A 25,865-nucleotide genomic window follows, 5' to 3' on the forward strand; every position below is an offset into this window, starting at 1 on the left:
GCCGGAAACGCATTCCGGGGCTTGGCAGCGGAAACCGGCACTGTTATACGCCGCGCCCTGACCATGTTCCCCGGTAGCTCAGCGGTAGAGCATCCGACTGTTAATCGGACGGCCGCCTGTTCGAATCAGGCCCGGGGAGCCATCTTCCTTCAGACTTGGAAAACAGCGACCGCGGCCATGGGCGTGATCACGCCTGCCTGGTCACCAGCTTGCGCAGTTCGGTCTTCAGGATCTTGCCCGCGCCCGACAGCGGCAGCGGGTCTTCGCAGAAGGTGAAGGACCGGGGGCATTTGTAGCCGGCGATGAGTTCCCTCGTGTGGGCGATCAGCGTGTCTGCCGACGCGTCGCCGTCCGGGTGCAATTGGACGAAGGCGTGCACCGCCTCCCCCCAACGCTCGTCGGGCACGCCGATGACCGCACACTGGCGCACCGCCGGGTGCGACATCAGGGCGTTCTCGACCTCAACCGAATAGACGTTCTCGCCGCCGGAAACGACCATGTCCTTCACGCGGTCGACGAGGAACACATAGCCGTTGGCGTCGCGGTAGCCGGCATCGCCTGTCCGCAGCCAGCCGTCGATGATGGTGGTGCGCGTGAGGTCGGGTTGCCGCCAGTATCCCATCATCACCCCCGGGCCGCGTACCGCGATCTCGCCGACCTCTCCATATGACCGATCGCGCATCGTCTCATCGACCACGCGCAGATCGACAGTCGGGATGGGGCGCCCAGCCGAACGCAAATAGCCGCGCAGATGGTCTTCGTGTTCGAGCACGGTGGCCACCGGCGACAGCTCGGTCTGGCCGTACCCCTGAGAGAAACGCGCGTTGGGGAATGTCGCCATAGCCGCGCTCAGCACGGCTTCCGAAATCGGGGATGCGCCGTAGAAGATGCGCCGCAGACAGCTCATGTCCGCCTTGCGATCCTGCAGAGCCTCAACCAGCATCGCGATCATCGTGGGAACCAGCATGACCGCGCTCACCTGTTCGCGGACGATCGTGTCGACAACCTCGGCAGGATCGAAAACAGGCAGCGCGACGTGCGCCGCGCCGATCGTGGTCATGCCGAAGAGGCAGCAGGCATCCGCCATGTGGAACATCGGCGCGACATGCAGGAACACGGTATCGGTCGGATATTGCAGAATCGATTGCTGCGCGAAGAAATTGCTGACCAGATTGGCGTGGCTCAGCATCACGCCTTTCGAACGGCCGGTGGTCCCCCCTGTGTAGAAAATCATCGCAAGATCGTCGCCGCTGCCGCTTTCGTCCGGCATGGGGTCGTACCCCGCGAGCGTATCGAAACACGGCAAGTCAGGCTGCGTACCCTCCATGGCGATCACAGGGCAGGTTTTCGCAAGCTCGGGAGCGAGATGTCCGAAATGCGCATCAATCAGGATCAGCGAGGGCTCGCTGTCGGAGAGGGCGTGCGCGATCTCCGCCCACGCCCAGCGGGTGTTGAGCGGCACTGCGATGCAGCCGGCCCACAGTATGGCATAGTAGGACTCGATATAACGGTCGCTGTTAAGCGCAAGGATCACGATGCGATCGCCGCGGCGCGCACCCAGCCCAAGCAGGCCGGCGGCGAGACGTGCCACCCGGCTTCCGATGTCCCGCCATGTGCTGCGGCGCGCCCCCATAACGGCGGCCACGCGATCACCGAACAGATCGGCGCTGCGACGAAGACCCTGCGTAAGCTGCATATGGCTCATGCCGCGCGGATGCGGTTGCGCAGGATGCCGATCCGCTCCATCTCGAGCTCGACGACGTCGCCATCCTTGAGCATCCGGCCATGTTCCAGCCCGCAGCCGCTGCCGACCGTTCCCGATCCGAACAGTTCGCCGGCATGGATCGTCTGCCCGCGCGCGGCAAAGGCGATCATGTCCTCAAATCGGTGATGCATGGCGGAAGAATTGCCGCGCGACACCTCTTCGCCGTTGATCCGCGCCACCATTTCCAGCGCATAGGGGTCGCCGATCTCGTCCATCGTGACAATGCAGGGGCCAAGCACATTCGATCCGTCGAACTCCTTGCCTTTGCCCGGCCCAAGCTTGCCATCCATCACCCGCATCTGCTCGTCGCGGGCGGACAGGTCGTTGAAGATGGTGAAGCCGAAGACATGATCGAGCGCGCGCTCGCGGGGAATGTCCTTGCCCGGCCGGCCGATCACCGCGGCGAATTCAAGCTCGTAGTCCATGATCGCCGAATAGGCGGGCCATGTGATCTCCGCCTCCGGCCCCGCGATGCAGAGGTGCGAAGCGGTATAGTAGATCGGGCTTTCGTACCAGATGGCCGGAATATCGAAGGCGTTTGAGCTTTCGATCGCGGCGCGCTCGGCCTCGTTCCTCGCCTGGGACAGGCGCAGGGTCCTCGCCATGCGGAAAGCATTCACCAGATGCTCTTCGAAGCCAAGAAAGTCCCGGAACTGGCGCGGGCGCGGCAGCGGCGCGCACAGGGACACCGCATTCGTCGCGACGGTCGGCCCATCGCCGCGATCGATAAGACTGCGCACGGCACCCCAAGCCTCCGGCCCGGCGTCGATCAATGCGAGCATGGATTCGCAGCAGCCCGGCGGCACGGCTCCCGCCGTACGCGCTGCGGCGTTCAGATCCACGATCAGCCGATCACCGTCGACCCAGGCTCCCAAGGCTTCCCGTCCATCACGGACGAATGTCACCAATCGCATAGACCCTCTCCAATTTCGTTAGCCGCCTGCTTTTTGTTGTACGTTTGTCTATATAAATTCAGGATGTGATTGACGAAAGCATCGGCCATCCCCCACTAGGACCGCTCAAGCTGGTAGAAGCCGAGGATGCAGTGGCGAAAAGTTCGAAAGCCTCCACGAACAAAAAACAGAGCGCCCGCGACCGGATCATCACCGCCGCCGAGGAATTGTTCGCGACCAAGGGCCTGCACGGCACTTCGCTGCGCGAGATTGCCCGCACGGCCGCGATCAACGTCAACCTCATCTCTTATTACTTCGCGGAGAAGGAAGATCTCTACGACGCCGTGGTCGATGCGCGGGCGGCGCTGCTCAACGACGCGCGCGCGATCAGCCTCGACGCGCTTGAACATCGCTACTCGCCCGAACCGGTGCCGGTGCCGGAAATCATCCGCTCGCTGATCCACCCCTTCTTCGAGCTGCGCGGAGAGGACCCGGCCGGTTGGGATTATTGGGTCCACCTGCTGGACAGGGAGACGGGCACCGACCTCTTCACCAATGCGATGGCGCGCAACCTGTCGGTGGTGCTGCGCCGCTATCTTTATTGCCTGCATCGTTCGGTTCCCAATGCGGACAGGGTGGACCTGCTGTTCGTTCTGGAGCTGACGACGCGGGCGATGGTGATGGGTTCCGAATGGGACATGCAGGCCATCGTGCCGGACCACGCCACCGAGATGTTCCTCGACGACAAGGCGGTGGAAGAACGCATCGTTCGATCGATGTCGGCTGCGGCGCTGTCGTTCAACAAAAGCACGGCATGAGGCGTGCGCGAGCGGCCGTTTCGGCCAAGGCCCGGACGCACGCCCCTTTTCACCATCAACTGCCGAACTTGTAGCCGATCCGGACACCATAGGTGCGCGGCGGATAGAGCGTGCCGGTGATCGGCAGACCGATCAGCCCCGAATTGACGAGCGCATTGGCGATCACGGTCTTGTCCGTAAGGTTGCGCCCGAACACCGAAATCTCCCAGTTGTCGAGTGTGTAGCTCGCAAACACGTTGAGCAGCGTGTTCGGCTCGCGCGAGACATTCCGTTCCTTGAACGGTGTGAAGTAGACGCGGTCCTGGAACCCCATCTCGCCCCGCAGACGCAAAGAGCCCGCGCCGACATTCGCCGTGTATTGGGCGGCAAGGTTGAGCGCGACCTCCGGCGCCTGGATGATCGGATTGCCATCGAGAACGACCGGCGTGGGATTGAAGGGATCGGCGGGGTTGGCGGACTGGAAATCCTTGTAGCGTCCGTGCAGCCACGTCGGCGTCACTTCCAGTTGCAGGCCCCTCAGCGGCCGCACGATCGCCTGCGCCTCGATGCCATAGATCGTGGAAGCGGCAGCGTTCTCGATGATCACCGTTGTATTGACGACCTTCGATACCTGTAGATTCTTGTAATCATAGTAGAAGGCGTTGGCGTTGAGTTCGACACGGCCGTCGGCGAAGCTGCCGCGGAAGCCCGCATCGTAAGACCACAAGGTTTCCGGCTTGAAACCATCGTTGGCGAGGCCGGTGTTCGGATCGATGATATCGCCCAGGTTATAGCCGCCGCTCTTGAAGCCTTTCGACATGGAGGCGTAGAAAAGCAGATCCTTGCGCGGGCTGAACTCCAGGCCGAACTTGGGCGTGACGGAATTTTCGGACCGGCGCGCATCACGCGTGGCCGCCGGGATCAATTCGGCTCCGGGCACATAGGGTCGGAACAGATCCAGCTGGAACTGATCGGAGATGTCGTGCCGTTCCCAGCTGTAGCGCAGGCCGAGCGTCGCCTTCAGCGTGTCGGTGAGCGCGTAGCTGCCCTGGCCGAAACCCGCGAGCGCTTTGGTCTTGACGTCGCCGTTCACTTCATAGCCCTGCACCATCAGGGCGGGCATTCCGATCGCCATGCGATCGAACGGAATGGCGACATTGCCGCTCAGCGACTCTTCGAAATAGAAGCCGCCGACCAGAAATTCGAACCGGCCGATTTCGCCAGCGAGCTGCAATTCCTGACTGAAATGATCGCCCTTCTCGGCGAAGGTGAAGCGAGAGATCGCCGCGCTCGTCGCATCGAGATCGGTGAGCAGGGAGTATTCGTTGTTGCGATAGCCCGTGATCGACGTGAGCGTAAGGTCGCCGAGACCCACTTCCAGCCGCGCCGACAGACCCCAGAAGGTGCGGTCGTTCTGCGGATCGAAATCGTTGGCGATGTCGCGCGGATCATTCGGCACGACGCCGCCCACCAGCAAGCCCACCGGGCTGATCACCGTGCTGGCACGGCCGAGATAATGGTTGCCGTAGTTGCGATCATCCTCGGTGGAGTAATCGGCGCTCAGGTCCAGCTTCGCCGTTTCGCCCAGCGCGAACGACAGCATACCGCGCACGGCACGCCGCTTCGCATTGTCGATCTCGTTCCCCGTGGTGATGTTGCGACCATAGCCGTCATGATCCTCAGTCGAGAAAGCCACGCGGAAGCCGACGCCGTCCGTGATCGGCCCGCCGATCGCGCCCTCGGTCGTGATGGCGTTGTAATTGCCGTAGCCGAGATTCAGATACCCCTCGAAAGTGTCGGTGGGTCCGCGCGGGATGACGTTGATCGAGCCGCCGGTCGCGTTGCGGCCATAGAGAGTGCCCTGCGGCCCCCGCAGAACCTCGACCCGGTTCACGTCGAAGAATGTGCCGGTGGTCGCGGCCGGACGCGAGAGATAGACACCGTTCAAATGATAAGCGACGCGCCCTTCGCCGCCCGGGTTGATCGTGTCGAAACCGATACCGCGAATGGCGATGCGCGCCTGCCCACCATAGCTGCCGAAGGTGAGGCTCGGCACGGCCATCGCCAGGCTGGCGACATCGGTGATGGCCCGGTCGGAGAGCGAGTCGCCCGAAAGCGCGCTGATCGCCAGCGGCACATCCTGAAGGCTCTCAGAGCGCTTCTGCGCGGTAACGATAATTTCTTCGCCGGCCCAAACGCTCGGCGCCTCGCTTGCCGTCTCGACCTGCGCGAAGGCCGTAGCGCTGAACAATCCTGCCGTGCCCGCGAGCAAGACGCACGTGTAGCGTGAAATCATTTTTCCCTCCCCTGCCGCGCGCCGGGCCGTCCCTGACCGTTTGCGCTGTTTTTTGTTCGTATGTTTTATGAACTCGACGATTGCGTAGTCATCAGGGCCGCCCTCTATTCGGCCGCAACCTGCGCTTCTCCGGCCTCTCCGCCCTCCTGACGGATCAGCTTCGAAAGGATGCGGCGTGCCTGCACTGCCGCGATGTCGGTTTCGAGAATTGCCGGCGACAGATCGAACAGAGGGCGACGGCCCATCATCTCGAAACACTGTGCGATCACCGGCTCGTCCTCCTCGGCGAAAGCCTTCATCGCGATCTCGCCCATGATCCGCGTCTTGTCGCTGTTCTCCAGTTCCCAGTTTCGGGAAATCGCGAAGAAATAATGGCAGCTGTTCGCGGTCTCCGGCACGATCAGATGCGCGCTCGGAATCAGGAGACCGTTTTCAGGCGGCTGTCCCACGGGGGTGATGCCGATATCGAGCAGGAGCGAACTCGCCGGGTCCCACCGCATGGATGCCCGCATGTCCCCGCGCGCTTCCTTATAGAAATGCGCCATGAGTGGCGTCGGCGCGGAATTGTAGAAGGTATAATCGGAATAGACTGTAGAGCCCTCGGTCCGGAAATCGTAGTGCAGCGAGGATCCCAGAGTATCCTCCGGTGATGCGCCGACCGTATCGAGATGCAGATAGGTGCCGTGCGTGAGATCGAGCAGATTGTCGATCACGAGCTGGTAATCCGCGTTGATCTTCAGATAGCCGGTCGTCCCTGCCCAGCCTTCCGCCTCGACGAAATAGAGATCCATGATCGTATCAGGATCAGCCGCGGCGGGCTCTCCCATCCACACCCAGATCGCGCCATGCCGCTCCGCCACTGGATAGGCGCGGATATGGGCGCGGGGCGGAACCGTGCCGCTGCCATGCGGGTTTTTCGTGCAGGTGCCGGTGCGATCGAATTGCAGGCCGTGATAGCCGCATTCGATGACGTCGCCCCGCACGCGCCCGATCGAAAGCGGTGCAAACCGATGCGGACAGCGGCCCTCGAGCGCGGCCACGCTGCCCGCCTCCGTGCGAAACAGCACGATGGGCTCGTCGCAGATGCGGATGCCGATCGGCTTCTCGCCCAGATCGCCGGACCAGCCGGCGCAGTACCATGAGTTCCTCAGGAAGGAGGTCATCAACAAGTCCTTCAGTGCGCGTGGTCGCAGTTCGTGTGCGCGGTAGCGGGTGGCGGCGGCGGAACGCGCGGCTTGCCGAGCCCCTCCGCACGGTAGCGGCGATCGAGCGTGGCCATGCGCCCGAACATCTCCATGACATCGCGCGCGGACGTATCGCCATTGAGCTCGCGATAGATCGTATCCACGGTCACCGCGATCCGCTCGGGGTCCTCAAGCGCGCCGAAGGCGCCGAGGCTGATATCCTGCGCGGCCTCCCAGCTATCCATGCCGGCCGCGTGGCGCCGCTTCGCCTCCGTCTCGACGAAAGCGAGATAGTCGCGATTTGCCTGGACGCCGCGCTTGTCGGTCATCGGCCCATGGCCCGGCACGATCAGATCCACATCCATGGCGAGCATCCGGTCGCAGGCGGCGATCCAGTTGCGCACCGGCCCCGACCAGCTGATCGGCGTACCGTCGATGAACAATATGTCGCCGGTGTAGAGGATCCTGTCCTCCGGCACATGGACGAGCGTGTCGCCGCCGGTATGGGCGGGGCCGACGACGATCAACTCGACCGTCTTGTCGCCCACCTTCAGCGTCCTGGCACCGCCCGCAAAAGTTTCGTCAGGCAGCCGCAGCTTCACGCCGGCAAAGTCGAACGCGCCGAAAATCTCCTCCAGATAAACGCCGAGTGGCCCCATCTGGCTTGTCTGACCCATGAGAGCCGCGAGCATTTCCGGCGGCGCATCTTCCTTCATCTCGTGGTCGGTGGCGGCCGAAGCGATGATCCGCGCCTCCGTCAGCAGGCGGTTGCCGAAGGTGTGGTCTCCATTGGCGTGGGTATTGACCAGTTGGCCGATCTCGCCTGCGCCGAAGCCGGTCGCGTCCTTCATCACGGCAAGCATTTCAGCGGTGAGGCGCTCGTCGAACAGCGTGTCGACCAGCAGTGCCTGATCCCCATCGATGATCAGCCCGGCGTTGTTGTAACCCCAGGTGCCCGATGGCTGCAGGTAGGCGTAATTGCCATTGCCGATCTGCTGCAGGCCTTTTTCGAAGCGCATCCTCTTCTCCTCCCCTGCAGTCGATCCGAGGTGAGTCCCTCCCCGAACGACATCATTTGTGTCGCTGCTGACCGTAGTGCTCGCATAGAAAAAACAGACGATCAAGATATTTTAGACAAACAAACAATTTTTGATGTACAATTGCCTTTCACGACGATGGCGCACGTCATGCCGCCGCCCATGCGCTCCGTCTGAGACGGGCACAGCAGCACTCAGTCGCCGATCATCACGACTCTCTGGTTTCATTGAACGCCTTGACGTCGGCGCGGCCGTTCTCAGCCCCCCGCGTACGGATCGGGACGCGGCGACAGTCCTTGCAACATGAACTCGACGCTCTGCTTCATCAGCGCCAGCAAGGCCGCGGATCGGCCGGATTGTGCGCGGTGCCCGAACCAGCTGAGCGCCCCGGCCAGCGTGAATGCCGCGACCTTCGCGTCGCATGGCGCGATCGACCCATCGGCGATCCCATCCTCGACCAGCCGCCGCAGGCGCCGATCCACCTCCGCTTCGACGGCCCTCACACGGACGAGGCTTTCGGGCGAAAGATCGTGGTCAGCCAGTCGGACCAGACAGATGCCGAAATCGGTAATCACGACATTCGCATAGGCTTCAAGCGCGGCGACCAGCCGTTCACGGCCATTTTGCCGGGATTGCAACCCAGCTTCGCACGCCTCGCTGAACATCCCGTAGCCCACGTTCAGGCACTCGAAGAGGATGTCCTCCTTGCTGCGGAAATAATGATAAACGGTGGGCTTGGTGACGCCGAGACGCTCCGCGATGCCGTCGAGCGAGGTCTTGTGATAGCCGCTCTCCACGAACATGCGCGCAGCGACGCGCAGCACCGCCTCGCGCTTCATGGCCCTCTGGCGTTCTCGCTCTGCACTCGGCTTCCAGGGCGACTGCGCCATCCGATTCTCCTGCCCGGTTGTTTCCGATACCATCATGACGACGAAGCCGCCGCCACTCCAGCCCGGACAGCGCCGTACAGACCGCGGCCGGTACGCCGCCGTCTATAGGCTCCGCGCGATCAGCAGTTTCATGATTTCGCTGGTGCCTCCGTAGATACGCTGCACACGCGCGTCCACGAACATGCGGCCGATCGGATAGTCCGCCATGAAGCCGTTGCCGCCAAAGAGCTGCAGGCAGCGATCGATGACGATGCCCTGCCGCTCGGTGCACCACAGCTTCGCCATCGAAGCCGTTGCCGCGTCGAGCGCGCCTTCCAGATGCAGGCGGATGCAATCGTCCACGAATGCGCGCGCCGCCGCGATTTCGGTGCGGCATTCGGCAAGCGCGAACTGGCTGTTCTGGAAATCGGCAACCGTCTTGCCGAACGCCTTGCGCTGACGCACGTAATCGAGCGTCAGCGCAAGCGCACGTTCCATCGCGGCAACCGCACCGACCGCGATCACCAGCCGCTCCTGCGGCAGCTCGTGCATCAGCATGGCGAAGCCCCGACCTTCGGTTCCGCCGAGAAGATTGTCCGTCGGAACAACGGCACCGTCGTAGAACAGCTCCGACGTGTCGGACATGTGAAGCCCGATCTTGTCGAGCTTGCGCCCCCGCGCGAACCCCGGCGCGTCGGCTTCCACACCGATCAGCGAAAGCCCCTTCGCGCCAGCGCCGGGCTCCGTCGTGCACACCGTCAACACCAGATCGGCAAGCTGGCCGTTGCTGATGAAGGTCTTTTGTCCGTCGATGCGGAACGTGTCCCCGTCCCGCACGGCGCGCGTCGAAATCGCCTGCAGATCGGATCCCGCGCCCGGTTCCGTCATGGCCACCGCGCCGACGATCTCGCCGCGCGCCATCGCCGGCAGCCACCGTGCCTTTTGCGCTTCGCTTCCGAAATCGCGAATGTACGGCGCGACGATGGCATTGTGCAGCGCGACCGAGAAGCCGATGCCGAAGCCTGCGTATTCCAGTTCCTCGACGATCACGCAGTCATGCGCGAAGGTGCCGCCACCGCCGCCATATTCGGTGGGCATCGACACGCAGAGCAGCCCCGCCTCGCCGGCGATGCGCCACGCCTCACGGTCCACGATGCCGCGCGCAAGCCAGGCTTCAAGTTCAGGCGTGAAATGCCGCCGGATCAGCCCGCGCACCGAGGCGCGGAACATCTCCAGTTCCTCGGTGATCCACGGCGCGGGGCGGCGGGCGATGTCCATGCCGTGCCCTAGAGCCGAATGCCGCCGCCGACGGTGACGAGCTCGCCCGAGATGTAATCGGATTCGGGACTGCAGAAGAGATAGACGCCGTTCGCCGCTTCTTCCGGCGTGCCGGCGCGCCCGATGGGAATCATCTGCTTTTCCATCGCGCTCAGAAACGCGGGCTGCACGCCGACGGCAATCTCGCGGCCTTCCACATCGATCGTCGCGCCGCCCGATGTCAGCGGCTGCGTGAGCCGTGTGTTGATAAGCCCGAAGGCGACGCAATTGACGTTGACCTTGTAGCGTCCCCACTCCTTCGCCAGCGTCCGCGTCATGCCGACCAACGCCGCTTTTGCCGACGCGTAGTTCACCTGCCCGGCATTGCCGCCGATGCCCGCGATCGAGGCGATGTTGACAACCTTTCGAAAAACTTCGCGGCCTTCGTCGGCCTCCTTGCGCGACAGGATGCGAATGGGCTCCGCCGCGGCGCGGAGGACGCGGAACGGTGCCTTGACGTGGACATCGTACATCGCGTCGAATTGTTCGTCGGACATCTTGTGGATGACATTGTCCCACGTGTAGCCGGCGTTGTTCACGATGATGTCGAGGCCACCGAAGCCCTCCATCGCAGCGCGTACGAAACGATCCGCAAAACCATCGTCGGTAACGCTGCCGACAACGGCGATGGCGTCACTGCCCACCGCGCGGATCGCCGCCACGGTTTCTTCCGCAGGGTCGGCATCCAGGTCGTTCACAACCACGCGCGCGCCCTCGCCCGCAAGCTTGAGCGCCAATGCGCGCCCGATGCCGCGCCCCGAACCCGAAACCAGCGCGACCTTGCCCTTGAGCTTGCTCATCGATTGTCCCCTTCCACGAGCGCGACCACGGCGTCGCCCGCCAATTTCACTTCGCCTGTCTGATTGCGTGCCGTCAGCGCCAGCGTCGCAACGGGCACGCCGTTCTGCTCGCCGATCGACTGCAATGTCGCCGTGCAAGTGATCGCATCGCCAAGATGGGTGATCGCCTGAAACCGTGTGCTGAAACGCCTGTGCCGTTCCACCGGCGCGACACGGTTCAGCAGATTGCCGAGATACGCCATCACCAGCATTCCATGCGCGAAGACATCAGGAAAACCCGCCCGCTTCGCGAAGTCGATGTCGACATGGATCGGATTGTGATCGCCCGATGCGCCGCAATAGAGCGCCAGCGTGTGCCGCGTGATCGGCGGCATGGTGAGGCTGGCGATCTCGGTTCCCGGCGGCGTGCCGCCGTCCAATGCAACGCGCTCAGCCATTTCGCACCACCAGTGTCGTTGTTGCCGTCAGGGCAAGCGTGCCGTCTGCCTTGCGCGCCTCGCGTTCGATGGTCGCGAAGACGAGCGCGCCGCCCTTCTTTTCGTAGACATCGGCAACGCGCGAGGTGAAGCGGATCGTATCGCCCGCGAAGATCGGCGCCCGGTAATCGAAACGCTGTTCGGCATGGAGCAGCTTGCCGAGATCGATGCCGAGCTGCCCGAGGAAATCGAGCGGCTCGTCGCGGTCCATTTCGAGGCAGAAGCCGAGCGTGGGCGGTGCGGGGATGGCGGGATAGCCCGCCGCGCGCGCCGCCTCGGCATTGGCGAAGGCCGGATCGTCCTGCCCGGTCGCACGCGCGAAGAAGCGAAGCCGCCCCGCCTCGACGACGTGTTCGGAGGGTTTCAGCTCAAGGCCGATATGGCTGCGATCGACCATGTCAGACGCGCTCGTAGAGCGTCACGACGCAGGCGCCGCCGAGCCCGAGATTGTGCTGCAGGCCGATGCGCGCACCATCCACCTGCCGCAATCCCGCCTGCCCGCGAAGCTGGGCGACGATCTCGGCGCATTGGCCGAGGCCCGTTGCGCCGAGCGGGTGCCCCTTGCTGAGCAGACCGCCCGACGGGTTGGTGACGACAGCGCCGCCATAAGTGTTGTCGCCGTCCGTGACGAAGCGCTCCGCTTCACCTTCCCCGCAGAGGCCGAGGCCCTCGTAGGTGATGATCTCGTTGGTGGTGAAGCAGTCGTGGAGTTCCACCAGATCGACATCGGACGGCCCAAGGCCCGCCGCTTCGTAAACGCTCTCGGCAGCCTTGCGCGTCATGTCTGCGCCCACCGCACGGATCAGGCTGTCGCCGTCGAACGTCCTGTTGGTATCGGTGGTCATCGCCTGCGCGCGGATGCGGATTGCCGTGTCGATACCGTGGCGCCGCGCGAAGGCCTCCGAACACAGCACCGCCGCCGCGCCGCCGCACGTCGGCGGGCAGCATTGCAGGCGGGTGACGTTCAGGAAAATGGACGGCGAGGCCATCACGTCCTCGACCGAAATCGGCGTCCGGAAGATCGCCTTGTCGTTGTGCTCGGCGTGGCGGCTCGCCTTCGCGCGCACCGCCGCGAAGGTTTCGGTGCGTGCACCGTAGCGCTCCTGATACTCGTGCCCGGCCCCCCCGAAGAGCCTGAGCGCCATCGGAACCGCCGTCAGGTCGCCGAACTTGCGGTCGGCGATGGCGAGGAAGTCGGCGAGCGGGCTCGGCCGGTCCTTGAACACAGTGTCGAGCGCGCCCGGCGTCATCTGTTCGAAGCCGACCGCGATCACGCACTCCGCCGCGCCGCTCGCGATCGCCTGCCGCGCGAGGTACAGCGCGGTGGAACCGGTCGAGCAATTGTTGTTCACGTTGATGATCGGAATCCCGCTCAGCCCGACGCGGTAGAGCGCCGCCTGCCCCGCGGTCGAATCGCCGTAGACCCAGCCCGCATAGGCCTGCTCGACGAGGCGGTAGTCGATGCCCGCGTCCTCCAGCGCCAAACGTGCCGCAGCGGCCCCCATCTCGTCGTAGCTCGGGCTGGTGCCCGGCTTCACGAACGGCAGCATCCCCACCCCGGCGACTACCACATTCGCGGCCATCTCATTCTCCGTTTTATCTTCTACTAGGTAGTACCCTTATTGGCGAGACAATGGCGAGTCAATCGGCTGGCGTTTTCTTCGGGGCTGATGGATCGAGGGCCTCGTCGCGCTTGTACGGGAACCGCTGCGACGGACATAAAGGCGGGTGCGAGGCGCAACATCGTGGTGCGCCTGCACGATTTCTGTATGACAGCTGCACACCCCTGATAGAAAAATGGCATTCAAGGACCATATGACATCCGCTCCGCAGACATTGCGCCAGGCGACGACACCCGCGCTGGTTCTCGATGAGGCCCGCCTCACCGCCAACATCCGCCGGATGGAAGACCATCTCGCGCCCTTCGACGTTATCTTCCGCCCACATGTCAAAACGGCCAAATCACCGGATGTGCTTCGTGCGGTCTTTGGCGGCACCGGGCCGATCACCGTATCGACGCTCATGGAAGCGCACAGGTTCGCGGAGGCGGGCTTCAGCGACATTCTCTATGCAGTGGGCATCGTTCCATCGAAGCTGGATGCCGTCCGCGCGCTGGCGGATGCGGGCGTCCGTATGCAGATCATCCTCGACGACGCCGAGGTCGCGCGCGCGGTCGCCGATGCGATCGCCGGCCACAGCGGCATCACCGTGCTGATCGAGGTGGACTGCGACGGCCACCGTTCCGGCGTCGCGCCGGAGGCGGATGAACTCCTCGTCATCGGACGGACGCTTGCGGAGGCGGGGCTGCTCGGCGGCGTCCTCACTCACGCGGGCGAAAGCTACAGTTGCGAAGGTGCGGATGCGATTGCCGCCCACGCGGAGATCGAGCGCGCCGGTCTCGTGCACGCGGCGGAGAGGCTGCGGGCGGCGGGGCTTCCCTGCCCCATCGTCAGCATGGGCTCGACACCGACCGCGCTGTTCGTGCGGGCGCTCGACGGGATCACCGAGGTGCGCGCGGGCGTTTACATCTTTCAGGATCTGGTGATGGCGGGGATCGGCGTCTGCCGGCCGGAGGAGATCGCGCTTTCCGTGCTGGCGACGGTAATCGGATATCAGAAGGCACAGGGCCGCCTCGTCATCGATGCAGGCTGGATGGCGATGTCGCGCGATCGCGGCACGGCGGCGCAGCGCGTCGATCAGGGCTACGGGCTCGTCTGCGATGCGGGCGGCACGATCATCGGCGATCTCATCGTTACCGGCGCCAATCAGGAACACGGGCTCGTCGGGCACCGCGACGGCACGCCGCTCGATCTTTCCGCCTATCCGATCGGAACCCGGCTGCGCGTGCTGCCCAATCACGCCTGTGCCACCGCCGCGCAGCATTCCGCCTATCTGCTCACCGACACCGACGGTGCAGTTACGGCGCGCTGGCCGCGCTTCTCGGGCTGGTGATCCCGGCTTGCGCTATCCCGGCAGCCATGTCAGAAAGATAACAATAATGAGATTCAGGCGATTGTCCGAACATCGTCCGTAGGAGAGAGTAGCCATGATTCGATCGGTGCTGCGTGCCGCGCTCGTTCCTGCAGTCGCGTTTTGGGCGACAGCCTCCGCCGCGGAGAGCTTCGTCATTGTCGGCGCGACCGTCATCGACGGCACCGGCGCACCGGCGCGCAAGGCCGACGTGCGGGTCAAGGACGGCCGCATCGCCGCGATCGGCAAGCGCGCGCGCGGCAGGGGCATTCCCGTCGTTGAAGGCAGCGGCTTCGTGCTCGCGCCCGGCTTCATCGACACACACAGCCACCACGACCGCAATCTCGATGCGCACCTCGATGCGCTCGCCCCGGCAGCGCAGGGCATCACGACGATCGTCGTCGGGCAGGATGGTGGCGGCCCTCTGCCCGTCGCGGGCCTGTTCGCGAAGCGCGAAGCGCAGCCCGCAGCCGTGAATGTCGCCACTTACATCGGCCACAACAGCGTCCGCGACGCCGTGATGGGCGCAGACTACAAGCGCGCGGCGACACCCGCCGAGGTCGATCGCATGGTCGCCGTCGTCGAGGACAACATGCGCGCAGGCGCGCTCGGCCTTTCGACCGGGCTCGAATACGATCCGGGCATCTATTCGGACCCGTCCGAGGTGATGGCGCTCGCCCGTGCCACCGCGCGCCACGGCGGACGCTACATCAGCCACATGCGCAGCGAGGACACACGCCTCGACGCCGCGATCGACGAGCTGCTGGAGATCGGCCGCACCGTGCGTCTTCCCGTGCAGATTTCGCACTTCAAGATCGCGATCGTCGACCGCTGGGGAGACACCGCACCCCTCCTTGCAAAGCTCGACGCCGCGCGCCGCGCAGGCATCGACGTGACGGCGGACGTCTACCCCTACACCTACTGGCAATCGAACCTCGAAGTGCTGTTGCCGAAGCGGGATTTCACCGATCTCGCCGCGGCCGAATTCGCGCTCGCGCACATGGCGCGGCCGGAGGATGTGCGTCTCACCCAATATCCCGCGAACCCGGCCTATGTCGGCAAGACCGTCGCCGAGGTTGCCGCGATGCGCAGCGTACCCCCGGCGCGTGCCTATCTCGATCTCATCGTGGAGGCCGAAGCGAAGGGAATGTCCAACGCGATCATGGGCCGTTCGATGGCGGATGACGATGTCGCCGCACTCATCGCCTGGCCGCACAGTAACATCTGCTCGGACGGCGGCATCGAGGACGCACACCCGCGCGGCGCAGGCGCCTTTCCGCGCGTGCTCGCATGGATGGTGCGCGACACCGGCCGGCTGAAGCTCGAAGAGGCGATTTACAAGATGAGCGGACTTGCCGCCGATCACATGGGTATCGGGGATCGCGGCCGCATCGCCGTTGGACAGGCTGCCGATCTCGTGCTGTTCGATCCCGCGACCGTCGCCGATCGCGCAACTGTCGAGAACCCCACCGCCCTCCCCGTCGGAATCCGCACCGTGTGGGTGAACGGCGTCGCCGTCGTCGAGACCGGCAAGCCGACCGGCGCCCTGCCCGGCCAGATCATCCGCCGGGCCAACTGAACCTCAAACCGGAAACCGAAACCCATGCAGCCACCGTTTTTGCTTTTTCTGGGGACGGCTCCCGATATCGGCTGGGCCAAGACCGCCTCAGGCCTTGCCGAATGGCGCGCGGGGGACTGCGCGGGCCAGTATCGCATGGAAGGCTGCCCGGTCGATCTCGGCCTGCCAGACATGAATTTCGCCGAAGCCGCCGCAAAGGGCGTGCGCACGCTGGTGATCGGCATCGCCAACGACGGCGGCTACATTGCGCCCGAATGGGTGCCGCACATCACGGCAGCGCTCGCGGCGGGGCTCGATGTCGCGGCCGGGCTGCATCAGCGCCTCGCCGATCACCCGGAAATATCCAAAGCCGCGCAGGCACACGAGCGGACGCTGCACGATCTCCGCCGTCCGCAGCAGTCGTTCAAGACCGGCACGGGCAAGAAGCGCACCGGCCGCCGCCTGCTGATGGTCGGCACGGACTGCGCAGTGGGCAAGAAATACACTGCGCTCGCCATCGATCGCGAGCTTCAGCGGCGCGGCGTGCCCTCTACCTTCTGCCCCACCGGGCAGACCGGCATCATGATCACCGGGCGCGGCATCGCGATCGACTCTGTCGTCGCCGATTTCATCTCGGGCGCCGCCGAATGGCTCTCCCCCAATGCAGCGCCGGACCACTGGCACGTGATCGAGGGACAGGGCGCGCTCCTGCACCCGGCCTATGCGGGCGTCACGCTCGGCCTCGTCCACGGCAGCCAGCCCGACGCGCTCGTCATCTGCCACGAGGCGGGGCGCCGGGAAATCCAGGGCTATGAGGGCGCCTACCCTTGCCCCTCCCTCACCGATGCACTCGCCGTGCATGTCGCCGCCGCGAAGCTCACCAACCCGAATGCACGCGGCATCGGCATCAGCCTCAACACCTCGCTGCTCAGCGAAGACGCGGCACGCGCCGCGATCCGGGATGCCGAAGCGGAACTCGGCCTCCCCGCCTGCGATCCGCTACGGTTCGGACCCGCGCCCATCGTCGATCACCTGCTGGACGTGTTCGCGTAAAATTGTAGCCCGCGAAATCCTTGCGTCGGCGCTCCCCCCTTTCCCTCGCTCTGCCCATCAATGTGATGACAACTTTGTCGCGAATGTTATTCTGAAAACATTCGCGACAAAGTGTGCAGAGCGAGAATGAAATGAGCGACCTGTTCACGCGGCTCGAGGCCGAAAATGCGAGTTACACGGCTGCGGAGCGCCAGATCGCCCTGTTCCTGCTCAACAATCGCGAGATGATCCCGTTTGAAACGGCGGCATCGATCGCGCAGCGGCTCGATGTCAGCGCGGTAACAGTTGGCCGGTTCTGCCGAATGCTTGGCTTCAAGCATTTCCGGGAACTGAAAGAGCACCTGCGCATGTCCGCGCACTTGCCGTGGCTCGCCGGGCAGGCCTTCCAGGATTTCCTGTCCGACTTCACCGACAGCGACAAGCGCCGCCGCACGCTGGAACGCGAGATCGAGCTGCTCGTCGCCGTATACGAGCGCAGCCAGCACAAGGTGTGGTCAGATACAGTGGCACTGATCGCGCGCAGCAGGCGAGTGCAGATCGTCGGCTTCCAGACCGAGCGGGGCATCGCGGCGATGCTTGCGCACAATCTCCAGTACGTGCGCCCCGGCGTGGAACTGATCGATAGCGCCTCCGGGCATTTCGCCGATGTGCTCCTCGAAGATCCAAGCGATCGTTGCCTCGTCATCATCGATGTCCGCCGCTATTCCAGCACGTCACGACATCTCGCTGAGCGCGCGGTGGACGTAGGCATTCCGCTCGTCATCATCACGGATACGCTTTGCGACTGGGCGCCGCGCCTTACCGCAAACGTACTGGCGGCAGACAGCGACGGCGCGCTGTTCTGGCAAAGCGCGGTGCCGATGACGGGCCTCGTCAACCTGCTCGTCAACGACATCGTCGGCCACGGCGGCGGCCGCGATGTCGAGGAGCGGCTGGAGCGGATCAGCGCGCTCTACGAAGATTTCGTGGGCTTCGTACGGCCGACGCGCGCGCGCGGAAGCGATGCATGACGCGCACCCGCGACGCCGTCGCGGGGCTTTCCGGCCGGTGGCATTGAATGCTATCTCCGGGGCATGATTTCATTCTTCGATGAGCGCCAGCTCCGCCACGCGCCACTTCGCGAACTGCACAACGGCGCATGGACGCCCTATGCCGAATGCGCTGATCGCGCGCGCAATATCCGGGATGCGATCGGTACACCGGCACCCGCGCGAGATTTCGGCATGGCGCCGATCGAGGCGGTTCACGACGCGGACTATCTCGCCTTCCTGAAGGGCGCGCACGCGGCATGGCGTGCCGCTTTGCGCGAAGATGATGCGATCGCCTACACGTGGCCCGTTGTCCGTCGCCGCAAGCTGTCCCTCGAACGCATCGATGCGCGGCTCGGCCAATATAGTTTCGATGCCTCGACACCGATCGCGGAGGGTACGTGGGACGGCGCCTACTGGTCGGCGCAGACCGCGCTCACGGCGCTCGATGCCGTGCTCGCGGGCGCACGCACGGCCTTCGCGCTTTGCCGTCCGCCGGGACACCACGCCGGTGCCGATTATCTCGGCGGCTATTGCTATCTGAACAACGCCGCGATCGCCGCGCAGCACGCACACGCCGCGGGCGCTGGGCCGGTCGCCATCCTCGACGTGGACTATCATCACGGCAACGGCACGCAGGACATTTTCGAAGCGCGCGGCGACATCTTCTTCGCCTCGATCCACGCGGATCCGGTGACCGACTATCCGTTCTACTGGGGCCATGCCGACGAAACCGGCAGCGGCGATGGCGCAGGCACGACGCTCAACATCCCGATGCCGCGCGGCACGCGGATCGACGCCTATCTCGCTGCACTCGATACGGCCTTGGCGCGTATCAATGACTGGGGTGCCAGACTGCTTGTGCTTTCTTTCGGCGCGGACACGTTTTCCGGCGACCCGATCTCGCACTTCGCAATTGAAACCGAGGATTTCGCTACGATCGGCGCACGCATTGCGGCCTTGGGTCTGCCGACCGCAATCATCATGGAAGGCGGCTATGCCGTCGGCGATCTCGGCGGCAATGTCGCGCGTTTCCTCTCCGGTTTCCCAGACTAGGCGATCTTGCGGGCGCGGCCAAAACGCAATACTATGAGCCTGATTATCGGAAACAGGCCAATGAAGCGGAGCACGGATTATCCCCTCGAACTCAGGCCCGTGATGGGCTTCGAGGATGATTACCCGGCGGGTTTCGTCGATCCCTTCCATTCGCACGATCGTGCCCAGCTCTCTTATGCCAACTCCGGCGTCATGCTGTTCATCACGGATCATTCGAGCTTCGTTCTGCCGCCCCAGCGTGCGATCTGGCTTCCTGCCGGCGTACGGCACAAGGCGATCTGCCGCGGCCCCGTGAACATCCACACCGTCTTCATCGATCCGGACATCGAATACCTGCCGCACGCCTGCCGCGTCTTCGAAGTCTCGCCGCTGGTGCGTGCGCTCATTCAGGAGGTTTTCGGCTTCCAGCCCGCCTATGACGAGGAAGGCCGCGAGGGGCGGATCGTGCGGCTGCTGCTCGAAGAAATCCAGCACATGCCGAACATCCCGGTGATGGCGCGTATGCCGGCGGACAGCCGCCTGCTCAGGGTATGTCAGGCCATACTCGACGATCCCGCGGACCCGCGCGATATCGATGACTGGGCAAGCCTTGCGAGCATGGGCCGCCGTACCTTCACGCGCCTGTTCAAGCAGCAGACGGGCATGGGCCTCGCCACGTGGCGGCAGCAGGTGCGGCTGATGGAGGCGCTGTCGCTCCTCGCATCCGGCGTCTCCGTCACCAACGTCGCCTACGATGTGGGCTACGAAAGCCCGAGCGCGTTCACCGCGATGTTCCACCGCTCGTTCGGCGTGCCGCCGAGTCAGTACGTCGGCGGCTGAACGCTCTTACCTTTCGGCAAACCACGGCGCCTCGTGCGCCCGCGTGCGCGGCCAAACCTCATCCAGCGTGGCACCGTCGTAAAGGCGGCCGTTCTTCATCACCTGTGCAATCCGTCGCGTGTTCCGGATATCCGTGCGCGGATCGGCATCGAGGATGACGAGATCGGCATATTTGCCCGCTTCGAGACTGCCAAATTCGGCGCCGCGCCCGATCGTTCGCGCACCGCCGATCGTGGCCGCACGCAGCACCTCGGTGGGTGTCATGCCGCCCATCGTGTGCGCTTCCATCTCCCAGTGGTAACCGATGCCGGGAATCTCGCCGTGCGCCCCCATGCCGACCGTGCCGCCCGCACGCTGGATCGCCGCCGCACCCGCGGCGACCGCCGGAAAGCTGTAGTCGGAATCGATGTGCCAGCGCTGCGAACGCATCTTCGTGTCAGCCGCGAAGTGCGGCGTGAAGCGGCGGTATTTCGGATCGTCGTGCTGGTTGTCGCGCGCGATGAAATAATCCTGCCCCGGCGGGCCGCCATTGGTGATCACCAGCGTCGTCGTATAGCCACTGCCGCTGCGCGCGACGAATTCGATCACGTCGTGCCCGAGCGGCGTCACCGGCAACGCATGTTCGCTGCCGCCGTAACCGTCGGTGATCTGGCCGAGATCGAGTTTCAGCGACAGCGCGCCCTCGGTGGTCGCCAGCATTCCAAGTTCCTGCGCCGCCATCGCGATCCACTGGCGTACGCGGCGATTGCCCGCCTGATACTGTTTGATGTTGAACGTGCGATAATGATCCCGGTAGCGGCGCAGCACCGCGCGCACCTCATCCAGCGACTCGAACCGGTTGAACGAGAACAGCGCCGTCCCCGTCGAAGGCATTCGCGATCCGACCGCGAGACCCGCATCAATCAGATCCTCGTAGGCGAGCCCGTCGATGGTCAGCGTGGAAGGATCGAACGCCGTCGTGATGCCGTAAGCAAGCCGCTCGGCCGGTCCCCACGGCTGCATGTCGAGCACATCGCGGCGCACGTCCGCGACATGGTCGTGCGTGTCGATGAAGCCGGGCACGATCGTCTTGCCGCGCACGTCGCGAACCACAGCGTCCGCGGGAACGGAAATCGATCCGCGCGCACCCACGGCGGCGATCCTGTCACCGTCGATCAGGATATCGGCATCCTCGATCACCGTGTCGCCGTTCATCGTGATCGCACGCGCGCCGCTCAGCAGCAGACGCCCCGAAGGCGTGTCGCGCGGCACCTCGACGACCATCTCCACCGTCGTCGGTTTCGCGCCATCGAGCGGCATCCGATAGAACGTCGATCCGACCGCCCACGTAATCGTGCGCCCGCCATCCGCCCATTCCAGAAAATCCGCGCCGACATCGGAAAGCTGGCGATGCGAAGGGCCGGGCGTCAGCAGATCGACCTTGCCTTCCGAATTCCCGCGCAGATCGACGAGATGCAATTGCTGCGCGATGATCGCGATGGCGTGCGTCCCGTCCGGGCTGATGCGGACATCATCGACCGGCACCGGCCCCTCGATGAAATAATAGCCCGGCCCGACGATGGAGACCGCGCGCCGCCGCTTGCCGCTTGTCAGATCGACGGCGTTGAGACCGTCCCCGAATTGCAGATACACTTCACCGGGATTGGCCGCGAAATGCAGCTTGCCGCCCATCGTGTCGGAGAGAATCTCGCGCGCCGTCCCGCCCGCCACGGGGAGCGACACGAGCGTCGCCTGCCGCTGATTACCGAATTCCATGTAGGTGAGCAGGCGCGCCGCCTGTGCCGAACGCAGCGCGAGAACCGCAGAGCCGTCCGGCGTGAAAACGGGGTTCGTGTAATAATCGGCAGCCGCGCTCAGGCGGCGCGGCGCACCATCAAGTGGCGCCATCCAGACATGCCCCGCCCCCTTCGCGGTCCACGTGACATAGGCAAGGGTCTTGCCGTCTGGCGACCACGTGGGATGGAATTCGGGATCACCGCCGGACGTCAGGCGACGCGGTTTCGCGCTGCCATCCGCGGGCATCAGATAGACACGCCCGAGCGCCGAGAATGCGAGCGTGCGCCCGTCCAGCGACAGCACCGGCGTCTGGATCAGCCGCGCGCGAACCGGGCCTGTCTCCTGTCGGATATCGGGCGCCTGCAGGGTGCCCAGTTCCACATCGACCTTCGCGCTGAAGGCAATGTTCGTCCGCGCGCCCGATGCGACATCGATGCGTTCGATCCGTCCGTCGGTGCCGACAATCAGCGCCTTGCCATCAGGCGTGAAAGCATAGCCGGGAAACAGATCCTGCCACAGCGCAGCCTCGGCGAGATCGCGCTGCACCGGAAATGCGAGTCTCCGGTCCGCGCCCGTTTCAAGGTCACGCACATGAAGCGCGGTGCCGCCGTCGTGGTGCGTCGCATAGGCGAGCATCTTGCCATCCGGCGACACCACGGGCCGGAAGAACGCACCGGCAGGCCCGCCGCGCCGGTTTGCCGGTTCGGGCAGGATCACGGTTTCCGTGCCCGTCGCGAGCTCGCGGCGACGGATCGTCCATTCGGGAACGCTGTCGAAATTGATGCTGCCGGTGAGCGCGGCATAGTAGAGATACCGGCCGTCGCGCGAGGTATTGGCACCGATCGAATGCCGGAAGCCGCTGCGGTCCTGATCGGGGCTCGACCGCACCGGCACCACCAGCTCCTCCGCGCCGGAGAGCGCGTGCCGCCACAATTCGTAGGCGTTGAGTTCGGGCCGGAACCGCGTCACGTAGAGCGCGCCGCCATCCGCGCTCCACGCAGGCGAGGTGATCGGCGAAACCTCGTCGCGGAAACTGATCTGCCGCGCACCCGACCCATCGGGGCGCATCACCCACAGATTCTCCGATCCCGAGCGATCGCTGACAAAGGCGAGCCACTTGCCATCCGGCGAGAACACCGGCTGCGTTTCGAATGCCATGCCGCGCGCGATCGGCTTCGCTCGCCCGCCCGACACCGGCATCACGTACAGATCGCCGAGGATATCGAACGCGATCGTCCTGCCGTCCGGCGACAGCGATAGCGACGCCCAGCTCGCCTCGCGCGTTTCGAAGGCGATGCGCCGCGTGGGCTTCATCGGCAGCGTCTGCCCCGGCGGCTGAATGCGCGGCACGGCAGCGACAGGCGTTCCGGTCTGCGCCGCAGGCGCCAGCATCGGCAGCCCGAGTTCGCCGGGTTCGTGCGCGGCCGCGGGCCACGCGAGCAGCGCGGTGAGGATGAGGCAGCGTTTCATCGGTATGCCGGCGGCAATGGCGTTTCGGCGCCCGGCCGGTAACGATCGCGCAGCGCCGCCTGCCGCGACATATCCGGCGCCTCACGCCCGCCAATCAGCACGATTGCGGGACCGGACTGGGGCTCCAGCGGATCACCATCCCAGATCACGAGATCGGCCGCCTTGCCGGGCGCGATGCTTCCCTGCCGGTCGTCGGCGCCCCAGATCTCCGCGCCGCTGCGCGTGATCGCGCGGAGCGCCGCCGCATAGGGCAGCCCGTTCGCCGCAGCGATCCCCGCACCTTCGCGCAGCGCCGATCCGGCGTTGTAGCTGAGATGAATGCCGAAGCCGGGCACGGTGAACGCGATCCGCACCCCCGCATTCGAGAGCAACGCGGCGTTATCGAGGCGCGCGCCGATCTGATCGTAGCTGAGCGGCAGGTTGAGCATCGGATCGAGAATAACCGGAATTCGCTTCGCCGCGAGGTCCGTCTTCGCGCGCCACGCTTCCGCGCCCCCGAGAATGACGACGCGAATGCCGTAATCGTCGGCGAGCGCAATCGCCTGCCGGATATCGGACTCGCGCTCGGCAGCGATCACCAGCGGGATGCGGCGATCGAGCACGGGCGCAAGGCTCGCGCGGTCGAGGCGTCCGAGCAGGCGTTCGCGCGGGTCAATGCCCTGCGGCGCACGCGCCTCGTCGAGTGCGTTGCGAACAAGCTGCCACTGCGCCGCACGCGAACCGCCCGTCTTGTCCGACGTGCCGCTGCCGACGCGAACGAACAATGCGGCCTGCGCGCGGTCGAGAATGTCGCCGTCCGGCTTCAGATGCACGAGCGCACCGCGCCCCTGAAACGGCGCCGAAGCCGACCCGCCCGGAAACACCATCGCTTCCGTCACACCGTCCGCCCGCGCCTGCGCGACGAGCGCGGAATTGGCATTGAGTGCATACTGGATATCGAATGCCGCGCCGAGCGCGCCGCTTGCCACCGACTGGTCGTTGGTTTCACGCGCGCCCGAAACCTCGGTGAGCCCAAGCTGCGTCGCGGCGTTGACAAGGCCGGGCGTCACGACACGGCCCGCCGCGTCGATCACGCGCGCACCTGCGGGAACCGCGCCTGCACCCGCAATCGAGACGATCTTTCCGTCACGCGCCACAATCGTCGCATTCTCGATCGGCGTCTCTGCCATCATCGTCCACGCGCGCGCATTCACGATCGCCACGGTTTCGGCATGTGCGGGCAACGCCGTAAGCATCGCGAAGGCGGCAAGCAGGTGTTTCATCGCGGCGCGGCCTCCGTGCGGCCGATCTCGAAATCGCTGCGTGGCCGGTACGCTGGGTTCGCATGGTCGTAGACGAGTGCGCCATCAATGTAGACGCGGTCGGCATGGCTATAGATGCTGAACGGATCGCCCGACCACAGCACGAGATCGGCGTTGTAGCCGGGTGCGAGCGTGCCGATACGGTCATCCAGACCCATCGCCTTCGCGGGGTTGCTCGTCACCCAGCGGATGATCGTTTCCGGTGGCAGGGCAACGCCCGCGCGGCGCCCCGCACCCGCAGCCTTGGCAGCCTCGATCGTCAGCCGCTGACCCACCTGCGGCGAATCCGAATGCATCATCGCGCAGCCCCCCGCCGCCTCGACGAACGCGGCATTCTCGCGGATCGCGTCCTGCGCTTCCACCTTGAAGCCCCACCAGTCGGACCAGACCGCCGCGCACGTCCCCGCCTCGCGCAGCATCTCGGGAATCTTGTAGGCTTCGGTCGCGTGGTGGAAGGCTGCGATGTGGAAATTATATTCGCGTGCAAGGCCCAGCATCACCGCCATGTCGTCGGCGCGGTAGCAATGCGCCTGCACGCGTATGTCTCCGGTGAGCACGCCGCCAAGCGTTTCGAGTTCGAGGTTGCGCGGTCCCCTCGGGCCACCATGACCACCGCCCCTGCCCGGCTTCTCGCCGCGCGACCGTTCGAGATAATCCTGCGCGGCGGAAAATGCCGAGCGGAACATCGCAAGTTCGCCCTGGCGACTGTTCGGCGCACTCCCGCGTCCACCGAAATAGAGTTTGGGATTCTCGCCGCACGCGATCTTCAGTCCCTGCGGTGCGCCCGGAAACTTCATGCCCTGCATGGTGACGGCGGGAACATTCTTCAGAACCACAGAACGCCCGCCGATAATCGTCGTCGATCCGGGCAGGATCTGCAGCGTCGTCACACCGCCAGCGAGCGCGCGATCGAAGGCGACGTCCTGCGCGTTCACCGCGTGCTCGATCCATGTCTCGGCGGCGTTGGGATCGCTGATCTCAGTCACGTCGGAGCCGTGCTCGTCAACCGATGTCTGCGGCACCACGAAGGTGCCGTTGTGGCTGTGCACATCGATGATGCCGGGCGTCACCCATTTGCCGCGCCCGTCGACGACCGCCGCGCCGCCCGCATCGAGATTGCGGCCCACGGCGATCACGCGCCCGTCCCGCACCAGCACGTCGGCCGCGTCGTGCCGACCACCGGCACCATCGAGGATCGTGGCGCCGGTGATCAGCATGTCCGCGCGCGGCAGCGGCCTGTAAGTACTCGGCCACGGGTCCGGCGCGGACGGAGACACAGGGGAGGATTGACGCTCCTCCTCCTTCTTCTTCGCGGCGACCACCGGGGACGCGAAGAGGGCGGCGGCGGCAACCGCGAGGATGACATGGCGGAGTTTCCCGCGTGTGTTCATGTCACCCCC

At 65.0% G+C, this 25,865-nt stretch carries 21 protein-coding genes and 1 tRNA gene; 8 read left to right on the forward strand and 14 right to left on the reverse strand.

The features are described from left to right. Positions 1–67 precede the first annotated feature (67 nt). A tRNA-Asn gene (locus tag ACE3TJ_RS04040) sits at positions 68–142 on the forward strand. A 45-nt stretch (positions 143–187) separates the two neighbouring features. Here ACE3TJ_RS04040 and ACE3TJ_RS04045 read toward each other — a convergent pair. Together ACE3TJ_RS04045 and ACE3TJ_RS04050 are read right to left on the reverse strand one after the other, a co-directional pair. Then, entirely contained in the window at positions 188–1,696 is a 1,509-nt protein-coding gene (locus tag ACE3TJ_RS04045) for a class I adenylate-forming enzyme family protein (RefSeq protein WP_374594096.1), read from the reverse strand. Positions 1,697–1,701: 5 nt separating this feature from the next. Next, a complete protein-coding gene (locus ACE3TJ_RS04050; RefSeq protein WP_374594098.1) occupies positions 1,702–2,679 on the reverse strand; it encodes a fumarylacetoacetate hydrolase family protein in 978 nt (325 codons plus the stop codon). Positions 2,680–2,744: 65 nt separating this feature from the next. Here ACE3TJ_RS04050 and ACE3TJ_RS04055 point away from each other — a divergent pair, with 65 nt between their 5' ends. Beyond that, entirely contained in the window at positions 2,745–3,476 is a 732-nt protein-coding gene (locus ACE3TJ_RS04055; RefSeq protein ID WP_374594100.1) for a TetR family transcriptional regulator, read from the forward strand. A gap of 55 nt (positions 3,477–3,531) precedes the next feature. Here the strand turns inward: ACE3TJ_RS04055 and ACE3TJ_RS04060 are convergent, their stop codons facing one another. The 9 genes from ACE3TJ_RS04060 to ACE3TJ_RS04100 all read right to left on the reverse strand — a co-directional run bounded on the left by ACE3TJ_RS04060 (position 3,532) and on the right by ACE3TJ_RS04100 (position 13,017). Further along, positions 3,532–5,751, reverse strand: coding sequence for a TonB-dependent receptor (locus ACE3TJ_RS04060; RefSeq protein ID WP_374594102.1), 2,220 nt, complete (start codon positions 5,749–5,751; stop codon positions 3,532–3,534). Positions 5,752–5,855: 104 nt separating this feature from the next. Next, entirely contained in the window at positions 5,856–6,914 is a 1,059-nt protein-coding gene (locus tag ACE3TJ_RS04065; protein ID WP_374594104.1) for a Rieske 2Fe-2S domain-containing protein, read from the reverse strand. Positions 6,915–6,925: 11 nt separating this feature from the next. Continuing rightward, on the reverse strand, positions 6,926–7,954 hold the full coding sequence (locus ACE3TJ_RS04070; protein WP_374594106.1) for an MBL fold metallo-hydrolase: 1,029 nt from the start codon (positions 7,952–7,954) through the stop codon (positions 6,926–6,928). Between the two features lie 275 nt (positions 7,955–8,229). Further along, complete coding sequence (locus ACE3TJ_RS04075) at positions 8,230–8,862, reverse strand: TetR/AcrR family transcriptional regulator (RefSeq protein WP_374594108.1); 633 nt, start codon at positions 8,860–8,862, stop codon at positions 8,230–8,232. A 102-nt stretch (positions 8,863–8,964) separates the two neighbouring features. Continuing rightward, on the reverse strand, positions 8,965–10,119 hold the full coding sequence (locus ACE3TJ_RS04080) for an acyl-CoA dehydrogenase family protein (RefSeq protein WP_374594110.1): 1,155 nt from the start codon (positions 10,117–10,119) through the stop codon (positions 8,965–8,967). Positions 10,120–10,127: 8 nt separating this feature from the next. After that, complete coding sequence (locus ACE3TJ_RS04085; protein ID WP_374594113.1) at positions 10,128–10,958, reverse strand: SDR family NAD(P)-dependent oxidoreductase; 831 nt, start codon at positions 10,956–10,958, stop codon at positions 10,128–10,130. Then, positions 10,955–11,395: a MaoC/PaaZ C-terminal domain-containing protein gene (locus ACE3TJ_RS04090; protein WP_374594115.1), complete on the reverse strand. Its 441-nt coding sequence runs from the start codon at positions 11,393–11,395 to the stop codon at positions 10,955–10,957. The genes ACE3TJ_RS04085 and ACE3TJ_RS04090 overlap by 4 nt, the downstream gene beginning before the upstream one ends. Continuing rightward, a complete protein-coding gene (locus ACE3TJ_RS04095) occupies positions 11,388–11,831 on the reverse strand; it encodes a MaoC family dehydratase N-terminal domain-containing protein (protein ID WP_374594117.1) in 444 nt (147 codons plus the stop codon). The genes ACE3TJ_RS04090 and ACE3TJ_RS04095 overlap by 8 nt, the downstream gene beginning before the upstream one ends. A 1-nt stretch (position 11,832) precedes the next feature. Beyond that, positions 11,833–13,017 (reverse strand): lipid-transfer protein, encoded by a 1,185-nt coding sequence (locus ACE3TJ_RS04100; protein WP_374594119.1) that lies wholly within the window; start codon positions 13,015–13,017, stop codon positions 11,833–11,835. 232 nt (positions 13,018–13,249) lie between these two features. Between ACE3TJ_RS04100 and ACE3TJ_RS04105 the strand changes: the two genes are divergently transcribed. From ACE3TJ_RS04105 to ACE3TJ_RS04130, 6 genes are all read left to right on the forward strand, one after another. Next, positions 13,250–14,386 (forward strand): alanine racemase, encoded by a 1,137-nt coding sequence (locus ACE3TJ_RS04105; RefSeq protein WP_374594121.1) that lies wholly within the window; start codon positions 13,250–13,252, stop codon positions 14,384–14,386. A gap of 94 nt (positions 14,387–14,480) precedes the next feature. Continuing rightward, positions 14,481–15,983, forward strand: coding sequence for an amidohydrolase family protein (locus ACE3TJ_RS04110; protein WP_374594123.1), 1,503 nt, complete (start codon positions 14,481–14,483; stop codon positions 15,981–15,983). A 24-nt stretch (positions 15,984–16,007) separates the two neighbouring features. Next, positions 16,008–17,015, forward strand: a complete 1,008-nt coding sequence (locus tag ACE3TJ_RS04115; RefSeq protein WP_374594125.1) for a DUF1611 domain-containing protein — start codon at positions 16,008–16,010, stop codon at positions 17,013–17,015. A gap of 131 nt (positions 17,016–17,146) precedes the next feature. Continuing rightward, positions 17,147–18,025 carry a MurR/RpiR family transcriptional regulator gene (locus tag ACE3TJ_RS04120; protein WP_374594127.1) on the forward strand — a complete coding sequence of 293 codons (879 nt, stop codon included), beginning with the start codon at positions 17,147–17,149 and terminating at the stop codon, positions 18,023–18,025. A 63-nt stretch (positions 18,026–18,088) separates the two neighbouring features. After that, positions 18,089–19,099: a histone deacetylase family protein gene (locus ACE3TJ_RS04125; RefSeq protein ID WP_374594129.1), complete on the forward strand. Its 1,011-nt coding sequence runs from the start codon at positions 18,089–18,091 to the stop codon at positions 19,097–19,099. Positions 19,100–19,159: 60 nt separating this feature from the next. Then, positions 19,160–19,918 carry a helix-turn-helix domain-containing protein gene (locus ACE3TJ_RS04130; RefSeq protein WP_374594131.1) on the forward strand — a complete coding sequence of 253 codons (759 nt, stop codon included), beginning with the start codon at positions 19,160–19,162 and terminating at the stop codon, positions 19,916–19,918. Positions 19,919–19,924: 6 nt separating this feature from the next. On the opposite strand, the gene ACE3TJ_RS04135 is transcribed toward ACE3TJ_RS04130, so the two are convergent. Genes ACE3TJ_RS04135 through ACE3TJ_RS04145 form a run of 3 tightly spaced genes read right to left on the reverse strand, consistent with a single transcriptional unit; the run spans position 19,925 to position 25,856 of the window. Beyond that, the gene (locus ACE3TJ_RS04135) at positions 19,925–23,164 is read right to left on the reverse strand and encodes an LpqB family beta-propeller domain-containing protein (RefSeq protein ID WP_374594133.1); all 3,240 of its coding nucleotides are present in this window, start codon (positions 23,162–23,164) and stop codon (positions 19,925–19,927) included. Beyond that, entirely contained in the window at positions 23,161–24,426 is a 1,266-nt protein-coding gene (locus ACE3TJ_RS04140; protein ID WP_374594135.1) for an amidohydrolase family protein, read from the reverse strand. Before ACE3TJ_RS04140 ends, ACE3TJ_RS04135 begins: the two co-directional genes overlap by 4 nt. Further along, on the reverse strand, positions 24,423–25,856 hold the full coding sequence (locus ACE3TJ_RS04145; protein WP_374594137.1) for an amidohydrolase family protein: 1,434 nt from the start codon (positions 25,854–25,856) through the stop codon (positions 24,423–24,425). Before ACE3TJ_RS04145 ends, ACE3TJ_RS04140 begins: the two co-directional genes overlap by 4 nt. Between the last annotated feature and the right edge of the window lie 9 nt (positions 25,857–25,865).

Source organism: Sphingosinicella sp., assembly GCF_041916975.1.
Classification (GTDB): domain Bacteria; phylum Pseudomonadota; class Alphaproteobacteria; order Sphingomonadales; family Sphingomonadaceae; genus Sphingosinicella.